This window comes from Yoonia maritima, from assembly GCF_003003285.1.
Lineage (GTDB): Bacteria > Pseudomonadota > Alphaproteobacteria > Rhodobacterales > Rhodobacteraceae > Yoonia > Yoonia maritima.
The window spans coordinates 15770-30748 of the sequence record NZ_PVTP01000010.1 but is presented as its reverse complement, the minus strand read 5'-3'; the positions used below and the strand labels follow the sequence as shown (position 1 = coordinate 30748).

The 14979-nt window shown below is 53.9% G+C and carries 14 protein-coding genes; 7 read left to right on the top strand and 7 right to left on the bottom strand.

Going from position 1 to position 14979, the window contains the following annotated elements:
• Positions 1–4 precede the first annotated feature (4 nt).
• The 7 genes from CLV80_RS13810 to CLV80_RS13780 form a co-directional block, all read right to left on the bottom strand.
• Positions 5–217: a hypothetical protein gene (locus tag CLV80_RS13810; RefSeq protein ID WP_106358520.1), complete on the bottom strand. Its 213-nt coding sequence runs from the start codon at positions 215–217 to the stop codon at positions 5–7.
• 103 nt (positions 218–320) lie between these two features.
• On the bottom strand, positions 321–965 hold the full coding sequence (locus tag CLV80_RS13805; RefSeq protein ID WP_106358519.1) for a YjbF family lipoprotein: 645 nt from the start codon (positions 963–965) through the stop codon (positions 321–323).
• Positions 962–3082 carry a YjbH domain-containing protein gene (locus CLV80_RS13800; protein ID WP_106358518.1) on the bottom strand — a complete coding sequence of 707 codons (2121 nt, stop codon included), beginning with the start codon at positions 3080–3082 and terminating at the stop codon, positions 962–964. The genes CLV80_RS13805 and CLV80_RS13800 overlap by 4 nt, the downstream gene beginning before the upstream one ends.
• 62 nt (positions 3083–3144) lie before the next feature.
• The gene (locus CLV80_RS13795) at positions 3145–4317 is read right to left on the bottom strand and encodes a TIGR03862 family flavoprotein (RefSeq protein ID WP_106358517.1); all 1173 of its coding nucleotides are present in this window, start codon (positions 4315–4317) and stop codon (positions 3145–3147) included.
• Complete coding sequence (locus tag CLV80_RS13790; protein WP_106358516.1) at positions 4314–5624, bottom strand: mechanosensitive ion channel family protein; 1311 nt, start codon at positions 5622–5624, stop codon at positions 4314–4316. The genes CLV80_RS13795 and CLV80_RS13790 overlap by 4 nt, the downstream gene beginning before the upstream one ends.
• 60 nt (positions 5625–5684) lie before the next feature.
• Positions 5685–6299 carry an enoyl-CoA hydratase/isomerase family protein gene (locus tag CLV80_RS13785; RefSeq protein ID WP_106358515.1) on the bottom strand — a complete coding sequence of 205 codons (615 nt, stop codon included), beginning with the start codon at positions 6297–6299 and terminating at the stop codon, positions 5685–5687.
• Positions 6296–7045: an SDR family oxidoreductase gene (locus CLV80_RS13780; RefSeq protein ID WP_165793392.1), complete on the bottom strand. Its 750-nt coding sequence runs from the start codon at positions 7043–7045 to the stop codon at positions 6296–6298. Before CLV80_RS13780 ends, CLV80_RS13785 begins: the two co-directional genes overlap by 4 nt.
• Before the next feature lie 127 nt (positions 7046–7172).
• On the opposite strand from CLV80_RS13780, the gene CLV80_RS13775 reads away from it, so the two are divergent.
• The 7 genes from CLV80_RS13775 to lpxK all read left to right on the top strand — a co-directional run bounded on the left by CLV80_RS13775 (position 7173) and on the right by lpxK (position 14946).
• On the top strand, positions 7173–8675 hold the full coding sequence (locus tag CLV80_RS13775) for a DUF2125 domain-containing protein (protein WP_243394577.1): 1503 nt from the start codon (positions 7173–7175) through the stop codon (positions 8673–8675).
• A 72-nt stretch (positions 8676–8747) separates the two neighbouring features.
• Positions 8748–10286, top strand: a complete 1539-nt coding sequence (locus tag CLV80_RS13770) for a hypothetical protein (protein ID WP_106358513.1) — start codon at positions 8748–8750, stop codon at positions 10284–10286.
• A gap of 52 nt (positions 10287–10338) precedes the next feature.
• Positions 10339–11685, top strand: coding sequence for a TldD/PmbA family protein (locus tag CLV80_RS13765; protein WP_106358512.1), 1347 nt, complete (start codon positions 10339–10341; stop codon positions 11683–11685).
• Positions 11672–12463, top strand: a complete 792-nt coding sequence (locus CLV80_RS13760) for an inositol monophosphatase family protein (protein ID WP_106358511.1) — start codon at positions 11672–11674, stop codon at positions 12461–12463. The genes CLV80_RS13765 and CLV80_RS13760 overlap by 14 nt, the downstream gene beginning before the upstream one ends.
• 36 nt (positions 12464–12499) lie before the next feature.
• Positions 12500–12742, top strand: a complete 243-nt coding sequence (locus CLV80_RS13755) for a DUF4170 domain-containing protein (protein ID WP_106358510.1) — start codon at positions 12500–12502, stop codon at positions 12740–12742.
• A 20-nt stretch (positions 12743–12762) separates the two neighbouring features.
• The gene (locus CLV80_RS13750; RefSeq protein WP_106358509.1) at positions 12763–13959 is read left to right on the top strand and encodes a 3-deoxy-D-manno-octulosonic acid transferase; all 1197 of its coding nucleotides are present in this window, start codon (positions 12763–12765) and stop codon (positions 13957–13959) included.
• Positions 13960–14946: a tetraacyldisaccharide 4'-kinase gene (gene lpxK, locus CLV80_RS13745; RefSeq protein WP_106358508.1), complete on the top strand. Its 987-nt coding sequence runs from the start codon at positions 13960–13962 to the stop codon at positions 14944–14946.
• The last annotated feature ends 33 nt before the right edge of the window (positions 14947–14979 follow it).

Sequence of the window (14979 nt, the reverse complement as noted above, 5' to 3'; positions counted from 1 at the left end):
AGATTTAGTCGTCGTCAGCGTTTACAGCAGCTGCGATAAGCAGAGCTGCAACAACACCGATGATTACATATGTGCTGCTGATAGAAGAAGTTGGTGCTGGTTCTTCAACAACAACAACAGGTGGAGCCATTACTGGCTCAGACATACCGCCAGCGGTGGCGGAAACAGCAGAAACAGCCAGAACAGCTGTGGCGGCAAGAGTAGTTGTAAGGCGCATGTCGGTACTCCAATTAATGCACGGGTGGTCTACCACTGTGTGGTGATCCACATTACCCTATTTAATCAGGGCCTAATGCGAAATCCAAGAGGTTTGCGCATGTTCAGAAAACATCGATTTGCAGATATCCAGCGTCGGGCGACACTGCTTGAAGGCTCCGCACCATAGCACCACGTTGATTTACCCAGTAAATATTGGTGAAAGTAAGGCGTTCGCCTTCGCATTTCTCATTAAATCTACGGGTCGAGATGGTTTTTTCGGCACGTGTGATAACTTCAGTTCCTTCTGAAACGATGCTACATTGCAACAGTTCCGTCGAAATTCCATCCTGATCAGTGATAAAATCATGCCGTCTTTGTGCCGTTCCACCCCCGCGCTGGATTGCCGCCCATGACTGCGAAACATCAGCACCCATCAAATCACGCACTAAACCACGAGTTGCAACAAGCAAACCATTCTCAAACGTCATAGTTACGTTTCGCTGATCCACCCAAGTCACACGACCACTATTGCGCGCAACCTGAACCATTGATGACCACGCCTCTTGGTTACGAATATTGACGCGTAAGTATTTGCCGGGGTTTGCGTGCATTTCATCCGCAGGAACAAGCGTATTTGCAACCTGTTCTGCGGGTGCCGACTGACCCGTGACAAGGCCAGCCAAACGCGCAGTCAGCCCACTTTGACCGCAAGATACCAGCAACGTCAAAGCCGCAACGCAAACCCCTAAACGCATAATCTTTTTCATCTCCAAAACCGTCCCCAGCTATCAGATAGATCATTGGTGTGTGCATCGCGGACAACCTCATACAGTCGGCCATCCACATTCAACATCGCGCCGCCATCGCCAGAGCGGGTCCGCAAGGTCGCACCGTAATCTTTGCGACTTGGTCGTCCGGTCAAGAAATCTTGCGGAATGGAAATGCGCACACCCTTATTATAGGATCCGTCGCCATAATCTTCATAACTCACGTCTGTTTGGCTTACATATGCGCTGACAGTGACGCCATTTGCGTATTCACGGGCAAGCGTCACTTTGCCCCCCCAGTCGCCAGCCAAATACCGCCCCAGATCAAGCTGCGCGTGATACCCGTCGCCAATATCGTAATAGGCGGACACGTGACCGGTTACGATATCATAGTCGTATTCATCAAATCCAAAGCCCATATCGGTATCACGTTGCGACACATAGTTGACCTCTGCGCCGAAGCCAAAGTCACTTTCAACGGGCTTCCAAAGCAACTCCGCTGATACACCGCCGTACATCCGTTCAAGATACCCACCACTAACACGGCTATAAAGATTCTCAGCCGGCCGACCGTAGTGGGTTAGCATCAGGCTTTCCATGACAGGAACACCATCATCACCGTAGAATCCGCCGTCAGTCCTGACATTATGCAAATCTGGCGTCGTATCAGTAACGGGGTCTTCTGAATCATCTTTCAGCAAACTTTGAACAATCGCCCCCGACAGCAATATCTGAGGCGTGATCTGATAGCGCGCATTTAATTTTAAACCGATGTCAGCGGAACGATCTCCTTCGGACCCAAGCGACGTTACGGCGAAATACGGGCTAATTCCCCATGAAAAAGCGGAAGCATCAGAAGCAACTGGCATCAGGCCAGCATCACCACTCGCATCAGAAAACTGAGCACGGGCCAAAATCGCATCCGATGCGCCCGCCCGGTTTTCCAGCCTTTCGAGATCGCTTCGCGCCAGTGACGTAGACGACAACGGAATTCCATTGACTTCAGGTTCAAGAATGAATGTTTCTACTGATCCTGGCATGACCTGCGTCATCATACGTGCAACGCGTCCCATCGCTTGGGCCTGCGAACGATACTGACCGTTGACATAGCGCACGCGCGCGGTCCTATCGGTAACTTCCAGTCCAGTAAGTTCAAGCCCTTCGATCTCAAGCAACGCTTGCATAGCAGAACGAAGCCCCGCTTCAGAAACAGCTTCACGATCCCAAGTTCGGGCCGCGCGCATATTCTCGCTACGCACTTTCACCGGTGCAGGTGCGCTTTCGATACCACCCATTCCCGGTCGGTTATTCGCATTCAGGACAAAGGTTCCGGACAGCGCCACATCAGCGCCATACAAAGACACAAGCGACACTTGGACACCGTCAAGAGGCCTGTAAGTTACACCAAAATTGTAAGGACTTTCGACATCAAAAACTGGTGCAAATGCCTGTTGGGGATATGCAATTGATGAATACTCCGCCATCATGCCCCATTTATCATTAATTTGGTACGATGCCCCACCGAACAGCGCAGCGTCACCCGAAAACCATTGGTCTGTTGCCAGCTGCCCTTCAGGGGTGTTTTCATCAAATTCAGGTCTGTCACCGCGGCTACCGATTGGATTATCGAAACCGTCATGTGTACCCATCGCCCCCCAACCTAATCCGGCAGTCACCGTCAGACTGTCACCAATAGATTTAGTTGCCACGACATATTCAGACTGGAACCGTCCCGGGTTTAGAAAATCACGCATCCCAATCGCAATTGCGGGTACATAGGTGGATTCGTTAACCAACCGATACTGAAGACTGAATGATCGCTCCAATTCGCTTGTTTCGATACCGGTCCCGGTTGCGTCATAAATATCTGTTAAAGTATAGCTCGCGCTTCCTGACAGACGATCAGTCAACTGCGCGCCAAAATTCAGGCGAAACATGCCATCCTTGGCAATCAAACTACCCGCTATTTCACCTTCGTCAGCGCTTTGTGCGATTGGCATATCGATAAGACCCGGCATTCCGAAAAAGCCATAGCTTAGATCAACGTCCTGCGCGTTTGCCTGATGCCCAATCACGGCTGTCAAAGCTGTGGTCGCAAGGAAAGCTTTTCTTAGCATAAACGTCACTCCATCACTCTGGTTACAAATGTCTACCGCGCAGCATTAAGGATTGCTACTGGTCAGTGGGTATTCTTGCCGACGACGTAGTCAACAGCCGACGCGCCAGCCAAGACACCGGTCGCAAGACATCCGGTTATCAGGTAGCCGCCTGTCGGGGCCTCCCAATCCAGCATTTCGCCCGCGCAAAATACGCCAGGGCGGTCGCGTAACATCAATCCATCTGTCAGGGCATCAAAACGAACACCACCCGCGGTCGAAATCGCCTCGTCCATGGGACGCGGGCCTGCATGCTGAATGGGTAGCGCCTTGATCAGTGGCGCAAGATCATCGGGAAATGGGCGACCGAATTCGGACAGCAACGAAATGCGCACCGGATCAAGCCGCAAAACCTTGCGCAGATGATTTGAGAGGCTTGCCTTGCCGCGAGGTTTCGCGAGCGCCGCGCGAACGCGATCTTCGGACCAGTCCGGCAGCAAATCAACGGTCAACCGTGCACCTTCGCGCAACGGCTTGGACAGGCTGTAGATACCGCCGCCCTCGATACCGCGTTCCGAAATCACGAACTCGCCCCGTGAATTTGTGTGCCCAGCGGATAGCATCGCGGACTTAACCGGCGTCCCAAAATGCCGGGCCATATGTTCTGACCAATCCACCACGAACCCCATATTCGCGGGGGCAAACGGTGCGACTGCATCCGGCAAAAACTGCGCCCAAGAACCATCCGATCCAAGCCGTGCCCAACTGGCGCCGCCCAATGCAAGAATGGTGACCTTTGGGATGATTTCCTGTGGACCCTCCGGCGTATCAAACCGCGCAGCCCGACCTTCCCAACCTGTCCAGCGCCAGCGGGTTTTCAGATCAACCCCCAGATCAGTCAGTCGACCAATCCAAGCACGCAACAGCGGAGATGCCTTCATAACCGTCGGGAATAAGCGCCCGGTCGAACCTGTGAAAACGGGCTGACCCAGACCTTCGGCCCAATCCGAAACGTCCTGCGGACCAAATGCGGCAACAGCATTACGCATGACCTTTGGCGCATCGCCGTAAGCATCCAGAAACTGCTCAATAGGCTCCATTTTTGTCAGGTTTAGACCCGACTTTCCGGCCATCAAGAATTTGCGGCCAACCGATGGCATCGCATCCGCGACCAACACCGATAGGCCAGCCTTTCCCAATACCTCGGCGGCCATTAACCCAGCAGGGCCAGCCCCAATGACCAAGGCATCGGTCACGTTGGCATGTTGCCTTTGATTTCCACAACGCGGTGCGGATATGGAATTTCGATACCGTTATCTTTGAGAGCATTCCAAACGAAGAACAACACATCAGAGGTATATTTGTTCTTTCCGTCATCAATGCCGTTAACCCAAAACTCGACCGCGAAATCGATCCCGCTATCGCCAAACCCACGCAGTTCACAATCTGGGGCTTCGGGCTCGGTCAGCACTTCTGGATGCTTCGCAACAGCCGCTTCGATAATCGCGGGAATTTTGTTGATATCAGTATCGTAGCTAACAGAAAAATCGACTTCGTAACGGTTAGCGGACCCGCTGTCGGAATAGTTTACAACACGGGTCGTGATGAAGTCTTCGTTGGGGACAACAATCCAGCGACCATCAAAGGTTTCAAGGAACGTCGCACGCGCTGTCATCTTGATGATCGTCCCGGCCTCGCCGCCGTCAAGTTCGACATAATCGCCAACAGTCGCTTGGCCTTCGACCAACAGGATCACGCCAGAGATAAAGTTGGACGCGATCTTTTGCAGACCAAAACCAAGACCGACACCAACGGCACCACCAATGATAGCAAGCGAGCTAAGGCTGATGCCCATGATGTTCATCAACAGCAGGAAGGCGATCCCGAAGATTGAGAACTCGGTTACCTTAACAACAAGTTGCCGGATCGCGGGGCGCATAGGCTGCTGTTCGATATAGGCAGCCGACTGCGAGTTGGACCACTGCCCCAACCAGAACAGCAAACTACCCGCAACGATCCCTCGTAGGATCGCAAGCGCCGAAAAGCTGATGTTACCCAAGCTTACAGATGTGTTTCCTAGCGTTTCAATCACCTGATCGAAAAAGCCCAGCGCATAAAGCGCAGTCGCCGGGACAAGCACGAACTTTGCCAGCGTCCGCAGGAATGGGTCTTTGATAATGTCACGCGCCAACGCACGCGCCGCAAGGAACAAGAACACGCGCTTACCGAACGCGATGACAGCGCCAGAGCCAAAGATCGACCGGGTGACAATCTCGCCCACGGCAGTGAAACCATAGGCCAACAGCGGCAGAATCAACGGCAAGAATTGCAGAATAAACCTGCGCGCCTGCGACAGGATCGAATTACTTTCTGCGTCCGGCTTCAAGAAACGTTCAAGCCGCGGCGTAAGCTTTGCATTCACGACACGTGCAAGAAGATAGGCTACGATAAGCAATCCAAACTGCGACCAAGCGGCGGGCGAAAGCAGCCAATCCTGCGCTAGCACGATGCCCTGATCAATTGCTGCACGCGCTTGATCAATCAATGCATTGTCTTGTTCCATGAAACCCCCGATCAAGTTGCCTGTCTTTTGACGTCACTAATCCAGCAGAGCAAGTAAGGATTACCCCGCCGGAATCAGCCCTTTGATGCCCTTAACATGTCTATGTTCAGCGCCAAGCGCGTCCTGCGATAACGTGACGACATGGGCATCAAGTTCGCTTTCAGGCACAATCCGGTCGATCAGCCCCCATTGCAGAGCCTCATCCGCAAGAACCTTTTGGCCCGCCATCAGGATCATTTTCGCACGCGATGGGCCGATCAATGTGGCCATGCGAACAGGGTCCGACGGCTGCGGAAGGAAGCCTAGCTTCATCACTGGATAAAAGAACTTTGCCTTTGGCACGGCGATCCGCAGATCACAGGCAAGCACCAATCCAAAGGCACCACCTGCGACGGTTCCGTTCAGCGCAGCAATCGTCAATCCCGGCAAAGCAGCAATCGCCGAAGATAGTCGCTCCCAAACAGGATCGACAGCGAGTCCTGCGCGGGCCTCCTCTAGATCAGCACCCGCGCTAAAAACAGACCCTGTTCCTGCAAAAACGACAACTTTTGCATCTGTTGCGCGCTCTGCAATTTCGGCAAGTTCGACCAACATGTCGCGGGTCAATGCACCCGCTTTATCACGCCGATCAATCGTGATCCGCCATAGATCACCCGTCACTTCACAGTGGATCATACAAGACCTACCTGTTCGCGAATGGTCTGTTCACGCAGGCTCACATCTAGCCCCATGTAGGCGTCGGCCTCTGGCGTGCACATCCAAACAAGGGTCTTGGCTGGCCATTCCGGCGGCACGTGATCAGACCAATCTAGCTGACTGACCGCATTAATCCCTGACGCCTTAATCTCGCGTTGCATTTCTGTCGCCACAGTTCCCGGGGACAGCCCCATGATGCGCAGGCCCTTAGAGCGGTTTTCCAGATCAGCGCCACGCGTCAGCATATACGCACCCGCCTTTGAGCTACAGTATGCGGTCCAGCCTTCGACGGGACCATGCGCGGCACCCGACGATACAGTGATAATTGTACCGTGACCCTGTGCAATCATTCCCGGAAGCGCGGCATGCATACCGTACATCACGCCTTTTAGGTTGATATCAATTGCACGCCCCCATGCATCCGGGTCAGCATCAGATAGATCGCCAATCGGATCGATGACCCCGGCGTTATTGATAAGTACATCCAACCCACCAAATGTGCGGGCTGTTGCTGCGACGGCGGCCTCCACTTCGGAATGTCGCGACACGTCACAAGGAATGGCGAGCGCCTTTTCGCCGATCTCTCCGGCGATGTCCGCAATGTGGTCTGTACTACGTGCAAGCAATGCCACATTGGCCCCTGCTGCCGCAAATTCGCGGGCGGCAGCGGCACCGATACCCCGGCTGGCACCCGTGATAAGTATGGTTTTCCCGACCATGTTAATGTTTTTCACGCTTGTCCCTTTCGGTAAGCTGCATTGGTGATTAGTTTATCGATCGATACACCCGATCTTGGCACGACTTGGTGGCGCCGACAACGACCGGGACTGATTATAACGAAAAGGAATTCGAATGACCTACTCAATGAAAATGCGCAGCGCTGTCTGCATTGCGGCAATGGTTGCTGGTGGCGCCGCACAGGCTGACGTGACTGCGCAGCAGGTCTGGGACGACTGGAAAGAGCAAATGTCGCTTTACCAGCAGACTGAAATTGAAGTTGGGTCAGAAGAAATGTCTGGCGATACACTGGTTGTTAGTAACCTGTCCGTCACATCAACATCACCTGAAGTCACCTCAAACTACTCTATCAAAGAACTACGCTTCGAAGAAAAACGTAATGGTAGCGTCGTCATCACGATGAGCGAAAGCTACCCGATCACATTCACGCCCGAATCCGATGTGGTCGTTACAGTTGAAACCACACAGTCCGGCCTCGAACTCGTTGTGTCCGGCGATCCCGATGCGATGAACTATGACGTAAAAGCAGACAGCATCGCGATTGCACTGAAAGACGTCGTTGACGGTGATGTCACGTTTGACGGCACAGCAAGCATTGTGCTGAACGATATGTCAGGCACCTACACCACCGCCGAGACTGAAACGCATGATATCAGCTATGACTTGGACATCGCGTCAACGGATATCCTTGTCGATGTGCAAGTCCCAGGCGGCAAAGACGAATATTTTACCGGCGGCGGTAAGATCGAAGGCATAAATATGGCCGCTACAATCGCGATGCCTATCGATGCCAACTTCGAAAACCCCGAAGAACTGTTTGCGAACGGTTTTGCGATGGAGGGAGGTTATACTCTCGATGCAGCCAGCTATATTTTTGATGTGAACGCAGATGGCGAACAATTCGCTGGGTCTGTCAGCATGGGCGACACCGACCTTAAGGGACAATTCAATAGTTCTGTGGTTTCTTATGATGCGAACGCAAACGACGTTGCCCTTAACATCACAGGATCCGAAGTTCCCTTCCCAATCGAACTCACATTTGCAAAGTATGGTATTGGCTTCGAAGCACCGTTGGGCAAATCCGATCAACCCGAAGATTTCCGCCTGAGCTTTGATTTCATCGACGTTGCGATCAACGAAATGATCTGGGGTATGATTGATCCGGGAAATGTACTGCCGCACGACCCTGCAACGATCCAATTCGCACTTGCCGGAACTGCCCAACCGATGATCGACATGATGGACCCTGCGCAGCAGGCAACAATCAAAGGCGACAACCTGCCGTTTGAATTGAACACGCTATCGCTCGAAAATCTGAAAATCGCACTTGCGGGTGCTTTGGTCACGGGTGCAGGCGACTTTACATTCGACCCAACCGACACACAGACATTCGCGCCAATGCCACGCCCCGAAGGCGAAGTCGCGATCAAGGTGAATGGCCTGAACCAACTGATCGACAACTTAATCGCAATGGGTCTGGTTCCAGAAGAGCAAGTCATGGGGCCACGGATGATGATGGGCATGTTCGCCCGCACCACCGGCGACGACCAGCTTGAAACAACGCTAGAAGTGAATGGCGAAGGTCATGTTCTTGTCAACGGACAACGCGTTAAATAATCTCCACATATGAAGCGAACGGCGCGTCGGGCAACCGGCGCGCCTTTTTTATTATCTAACTGGAATTTACAGATGCCCAATCGTTCTTTTCTTGCCACAGCGTTTACCTTAGCTGCCTCACCCACCTTTGCCGATATTACGGCGGATGATGTGTGGAACAATCGTATTGCTTTGGTGCAGGCTTTTGGTGGCACGATAGACGCAACATTAGAACGTGACGGCAACATGCTATTCGTGAACGATATACTGTTCAGCTATGCCCTTCCCTTCGAAGCCGGAGCCATCCGTTCTACGCTGCCACCGATGACCATGATCGAACAGGACGACGGCACAGTTTCAATCATTTACCCCAAAAAGATCACTTACCGATTTGAACTCGACTATCCTTCACTCACAGATGAGAAACTTTCGGGTGAAATTCAGGTAGAACAAGCTGAATTGAAAACCAGCGCAAGCGGGTTCGCAGGCGCACTAACTTATAAACAATCTGCGGGTGCTTATAGCGGCAAATTCAACGTCGATTTAGGCGACGATGCCACCGATAACGGTGTAGGAATGTCGATGATCTTCAGCGGCGAGAGCTATTCACACACAACAACTGTGAACGAAGGTGAGTTGATCGAAATTGTCTCATCAATTTCCTACGGCCCGCAAGGATACGAGCTGGAAACCAACGACGGCTTTGGAACGCGCTCAGTAGATAAAGGCCGTTACGGCGCGTTAGAGGCCCAGGCCCGCGCCGCCTTTCCGGCTCGCGGCTTAGATGTTCTGAACCTCAGTACAGCGTTGCGTGATGGGATGTTCATTCAGACATCACAATCAATGGCTTCAAGCTCAGGCGAGCAAACCGACTATATCAACAATGACGCAGTTGTTTCGGTGGATCATAACTGCGGCACTTCAAGCTCTACGGTAAACATCTCGGCGGACGGCGTACTTATTGATAGTCTCGTGGATGATTGCTCGGGCGATTTTGTAGCAAGTTCTTGGATGGACCTTGCTGGATTGAATTCTGCGATCAAAGCGCAGGCTGACAGACTGTCGATGTCTCTGAACATTCCCCTGTTGAGCACTGACACACCTACGAATGCAAAGTACCAGATGGGCATTGGCGGGGCGAACTTCAGCGACAATATCTGGGATCGATTTGATCCTGGCGGTATCCTGTCGCGCGACAAGATGGACATGAATATCGATCTCTCAGCCGACATCATGCACAATGTCGAATGGTTGGATTTTCTAAACATCGAGAACGGGCTTTTGATAAACCAGAACCCTGTCGAATTGCACAACCTGACGATTAATGCGTTTGACCTTAGTGCTGCTGGCGCATCGATAGAGAGCAAAGGCGCGTTCACCTTTGACATGGACGATTTTGATACATTTGATGGTATGCCACGACCAGCAGGGGCAGCAGAAATCTTGCTGACGGGCGTGCATGAACTGCTGGATAACCTTGTTTCTATTGGCGTTGTAGCCAGTCAGGATGTCACTATGCCCCGTATGATGATCGGTACGTTCACTCGGGATGATGGCAACGGAACTTTGACCACATCGGTGGAAATCAATGACGATGGCGAAATCAGAATGAACGGCGAACGCGTCAAGTAGTCTTGCGAGTATCGGCCCGGCGCACTACGTCTGAGGGAACAAAGGATACCTGATGACACAGCCTCTTTCTGATCTGACCCAGCAGCTATTGGATGCTGCGCGCCGTGCTGGTGCTGATAGCGCCGATGCGATTGCCGTGGACGGCACTTCTATTTCTATCGACGTCCGCGCCGGCGCGCTTGAACATGCGGAACGGTCCGAAGGGGTGGATATCGGATTGCGTGTTCTGGTCGGCCAGCGTCAGGCCTGTGTGTCATCATCCGACACCAAGCCGGATACGCTGATCCAAGTTGCTGAACGCGCTGTCGCGATGGCGAAAGAAGCGCCAGAAGACCCCTATGCCGGGTTGGCAGACCCATCGCAGCTGGCAACGAACCTCGACACAGATATTCTTGAATTATTCGATCCAAGCGAAGAACCCGATCCCGCCGCGCTGCAAGACGCAGCCGCCCGCGCCGAAGCCGCTGCCCTGCGCAATCCAGGCATCAGTCAGGTGCAGTCTGCATCGTCCGGCTATAGCCGTCGCCACATCCATATGTCCGCGACCAACGGGTTTTCTGCAGGCTATGCACGCACCGATCGCGGCCTGTCATGCGTTGCAATCAGCGGCACCGGCGCCGAGATGGAACGCGACTATGATTACGACAACCGCGTGTTTCAGGCGGACCTGCGCGATGCTGATGAAATCGGTACAATCGCAGCAGCCCGTGCCGTTGAACGCACAGGTGCCCGCAAGCCTAAAACCGGCGCGTACCCCGTCCTGTTCGACGAACGGATTGCCAACGGTCTGATCGGTCACCTGCTACAGGCGACAAACGGCCTTATGATCGCACGCGGATCTAGCTGGTTGCGAGATGCATTGGGCCAGCAGGTATTGCCCAAGGGTCTTTCGATCATTGAAAACCCACACCGCGCGCGCGTTCCTGGATCAAAACTGTTTGACGCCGAGGGACTGCAAACTTCGCAACGCGCGATTGTTGATCATGGCGTGCTAACGGGCTGGACACTTGACCTTGCGACTGCGCGCAAGCTGGGGCTGGAAAGCACAGCGAACGCTGCACGTGGCACCGGCGCACCGCCAAACCCAAGCCTAACCAACGTGGCCCTTACTCAGGGCAACCAAACCCGTGGTGAACTCATCAAGCAGATGGGAACTGGCCTGCTCGTGACCTCAATGATTGGGTCAACGATTAACCCCAACACTGGTGATTATTCACGCGGTGCCTCTGGGTTCTGGGTAGAGAATGGTGAAATCACGTATCCAGTGAACGAATGCACGGTCGCCGGGAACCTGCGCGATATGCTGATGTCGATCATCCCAGCAAACGATGCCCGTACGCATCTGTCGCGCGTGGTTCCATCGCTTCTGGTCGAAGGGCTAACCCTTGCCGGAGACTGATCTTTCGCTTTTGATCGATGCCGCCCGCCAATCGGGCGACATCGCCATGCGGTTTTTCCAGAAAAACCCAAACGTCACCGACAAACCCGACGGTGCAGGCCCCGTGACCGAGGCCGATTTGGCCGTGAACAACATGCTAGAAGAAACGCTAGGCGATGCGCGTCCCGACTATGGCTGGCTATCCGAAGAAACCGAGGACTCTGACGCCCGGATGTCGACGGAACGCCAATTCGTGGTGGACCCCATCGACGGAACCCGTGCGTTCATCGAAGGCGGTAAAGACTGGTCGCATGCCCTTGCCATTGTAAAGGACAGCCAAGTCGTTGCGGCAGCTGTCTATTTACCCGTCCGCGACGTCATGTTTGCGGCCACGCTTGGCGGCGGCGCAACAATGAATGGCGTTCCTATCCGTGCCTCTGAGGTCCAAGTCGAAGGCGCTACTGTTTTAGGTGCTAAACCCAACTTTGACGGCCGGTTTTGGCGTGGTGGCGTGGCGCCGCCGATCAAACGAGCCTTTCGGTCTTCTCTGGCTTACCGATTGTGCTTGGTCGGGCAAGGCCGCTTTGACGGCATGATGACCCTGCGGCCCAGTTGGGAATGGGACATTGCTGCTGGCGCTTTGATCGCGACAGAGGCCGGCGCACGCGTTACTGACCAACATGACCGCCCGCTTCAGTTCAACAACATCTTTCCAAAGGTGCCCGGTGTTTTGGCCGCCGGCCCCAATTTGCATGCCAATCTGGCCGTGCTCCTTGAGCCGCAGAACGCAAACCCGTAGAATGGCTGCAATCGTAACACTCACAAAGGTTTCCCTATGACCCAGCGCCTACACCTTGTCTTCGGTGGCGAACTGATCGACCCAACGAAGAATGCGTTCAAAGATGTCGACGCAATCGACATTGTTGGCATGTTTCCAAACTATGAAACGGCATATAACGCGTGGAAAGGCGCTGCTCAGCGCACTGTTGATAACGCCCACATGCGTTACTTTATCGCGCACATTCACCGTCTTCGTGACGAAGAAACAGCCGCATCTGCGACCGAAGAACTGGGCTAAGCCCCGCTGGATAGTCGAACATGGCCCGATCCCTTTCAATTGCAGCCTATCTGGCAAGCCGGGGGTCGGCTGACCAACCGACACGTCTTCTTGCCTATCCGGCGCGCCCGGAAGGGGTCGTTATTTGGGCACGGTGTACGCACGCCGACCAACTCACCGCCATCGAGACCTTGGGCCGGAAGGTAACCGTAGACGGTGATCCGATCACAATCATTGCTACATTACGCGAATGGACCCATGCGAATGGTGGGCGCGCCATGCAAGAACCTCGCAATAAGGAAACGATCCGCGAGTTTATCGACCACTGGAAGCCCACTCTGGGGATCTGGGTAAGAGGTGACCTTGACCCGCTACTGATGGACGAAATGCGTGCCGCTAAGATGCACAGTATTCTGGTCGATGCAAACGGCGATGGGCTAGAACAGGTCACGGGTGGCTGGGTGCCCGGCGCAATGCGATCCCTTCTGTCCCAATTCGAAGCCATCCTTGCCCTTGATAAAAACGCTGCCAATCGCTTAACCCGTGCAGGTGCTTCGCAGGAAGCAATTATCGTGTCTGGCGCAATGGAAGATTGCCCGCCACCCCTGCCCTGCGACGAAGACGAACGTCAAGCGTTGGCAAAAGCAATTGGTACGCGCCCCACATGGTTGGCCGCCGCTGCGCATCTGGCCGAGCTAAACGACCTTAGCCGTGCGCACCTACAGGCAAGCCGCCGCGCGCACCGCCTTTTGTTCATTATGATACCACGCAACAAAAACGATGCGACAGCATTTGCGGAAACGATGCGTGAACAAGGTTTCTATGTCACACTGCGATCCGAAGAACCCGAACCCACAGAACTGACCCAAGTTTATGTGATCGACACCGATGATGATCTAGGTTTGTGGTATCGGATTTCGCCAATCACGTTTATCGGCGGTACGTTACGTGGTGGCGGCTGCCGTGATCCGTTCGAAGCGACAGCATTGGGTTCGGCCGTCCTATACGGTCCGCTTGTTGCGCCATTTCAACGACACGCGGCACGTTTGAATGCCGCAAGCGCGTCGCGTCTTATTCGATCAAGCGGCGATTTGGGATCAATCATCGAAATTTTGCTCGCTGTTGATAAAACTGCTGAACTTGCGCATGCCGCATGGGATGTCACCTCTCGTGGGGCAACGGTAAGCAACCGGATTGCCGACTATATTCGGCTACGGCTCGAAGAATTGGGGCACTGAATGCGCGCGCCTTTATTTTGGTTTACGGCTCCAGATCGCCCCGCTTTTACAGCACGTCTATTAGCTCCATTGGCGGCTATTTATGCTGGCCTTACCGCCGGCCGTTTACGGCAACCGCCTGCAATCCGCGCCGATATCCCTGTTGTTTGTCTTGGCAACATTAACGCTGGCGGCACCGGCAAAACGCCCACGACGATTGCGTTGATTGAACGGCTAAAAGAACGGGGACACACACCCCATGTTGTGTCGCGCGGTTACGGTGGCAGCCTCGAAGGTCCCATTCAGGTAGATGAGCGCAACCATAAAGCCGGCCAAACAGGCGATGAACCCCTACTGCTCGCTGCTTTTGCGCCAACTTGGGTCGCGCGTGATCGTTCTGCTGGTGTTAAGGCAGCGCAAGACGCGGGTGCAGATGTCATCCTACTAGACGACGGATTTCAAAACCCTACCGTCGCCAAAGACCTATCTATCGTTGTCGTTGATGCCATGCGCGGGTTCGGCAATGGGCGGGTTATTCCTGCTGGGCCATTGCGTGAACCAGTCGATGTCGGACTTCGGCGTGCTGATCTTGTACTGTCGATCGGGCCAGCCAAGGCGCAGGACCAATTCGCCACAGATTGGTCATTCGATGTACCGCATTTGACCGGGCACCTTGCGCCGCTTCCGACGGGAATGCCGTGGCAAAGCCTGAAACTGCTTGCCTTTGCCGGTATCGGCCACCCCGAGAAATTCTTTTTAACCTTGCGCGAAATGGGTGCCGATGTTGTGCGCGTCGAAGCATTGGCAGACCATCAACCACTAACCGATGCGTTGATGAAGCGGCTTGAAATCGAGGCGCAAACACGAAACGCACAGCTGGTTACAACCGAAAAAGACGCGGTACGCCTGCCCGACAGTTTTCGGATGAAGGTCATAACGCTGCCCGTTCGCCTACAGATCGCAGATTGGGCGCCAATTGACGCTGCATTTGACCAGCTTGGGTTATAACGCAAAAAGGCGGACCAGATGGCCCGCCTTTCC

What these genes read in the sequence shown, in the direction of transcription:
- CLV80_RS13750 (WP_106358509.1), top strand. Translation starts at nt 12,763, where the DNA reads ATGGCCCGATCCCTTTCAATTGCAGCCTATCTGGCAAGCCGGGGGTCG.
- lpxK (WP_106358508.1), top strand. Translation starts at nt 13,960, where the DNA reads ATGCGCGCGCCTTTATTTTGGTTTACGGCTCCAGATCGCCCCGCTTTT.
- CLV80_RS13765 (WP_106358512.1), top strand. Translation starts at nt 10,339, where the DNA reads ATGACACAGCCTCTTTCTGATCTGACCCAGCAGCTATTGGATGCTGCG.
- CLV80_RS13805 (WP_106358519.1), bottom strand. Translation starts at nt 965, where the DNA reads ATGAAAAAGATTATGCGTTTAGGGGTTTGCGTTGCGGCTTTGACGTTG.
- CLV80_RS13785 (WP_106358515.1), bottom strand. Translation starts at nt 6,299, where the DNA reads ATGATCCACTGTGAAGTGACGGGTGATCTATGGCGGATCACGATTGAT.
- CLV80_RS13800 (WP_106358518.1), bottom strand. Translation starts at nt 3,082, where the DNA reads ATGCTAAGAAAAGCTTTCCTTGCGACCACAGCTTTGACAGCCGTGATT.
- CLV80_RS13770 (WP_106358513.1), top strand. Translation starts at nt 8,748, where the DNA reads ATGCCCAATCGTTCTTTTCTTGCCACAGCGTTTACCTTAGCTGCCTCA.
- CLV80_RS13790 (WP_106358516.1), bottom strand. Translation starts at nt 5,624, where the DNA reads ATGGAACAAGACAATGCATTGATTGATCAAGCGCGTGCAGCAATTGAT.
- CLV80_RS13775 (WP_243394577.1), top strand. Translation starts at nt 7,173, where the DNA reads ATGACCTACTCAATGAAAATGCGCAGCGCTGTCTGCATTGCGGCAATG.
- CLV80_RS13755 (WP_106358510.1), top strand. Translation starts at nt 12,500, where the DNA reads ATGACCCAGCGCCTACACCTTGTCTTCGGTGGCGAACTGATCGACCCA.
- CLV80_RS13810 (WP_106358520.1), bottom strand. Translation starts at nt 217, where the DNA reads ATGCGCCTTACAACTACTCTTGCCGCCACAGCTGTTCTGGCTGTTTCT.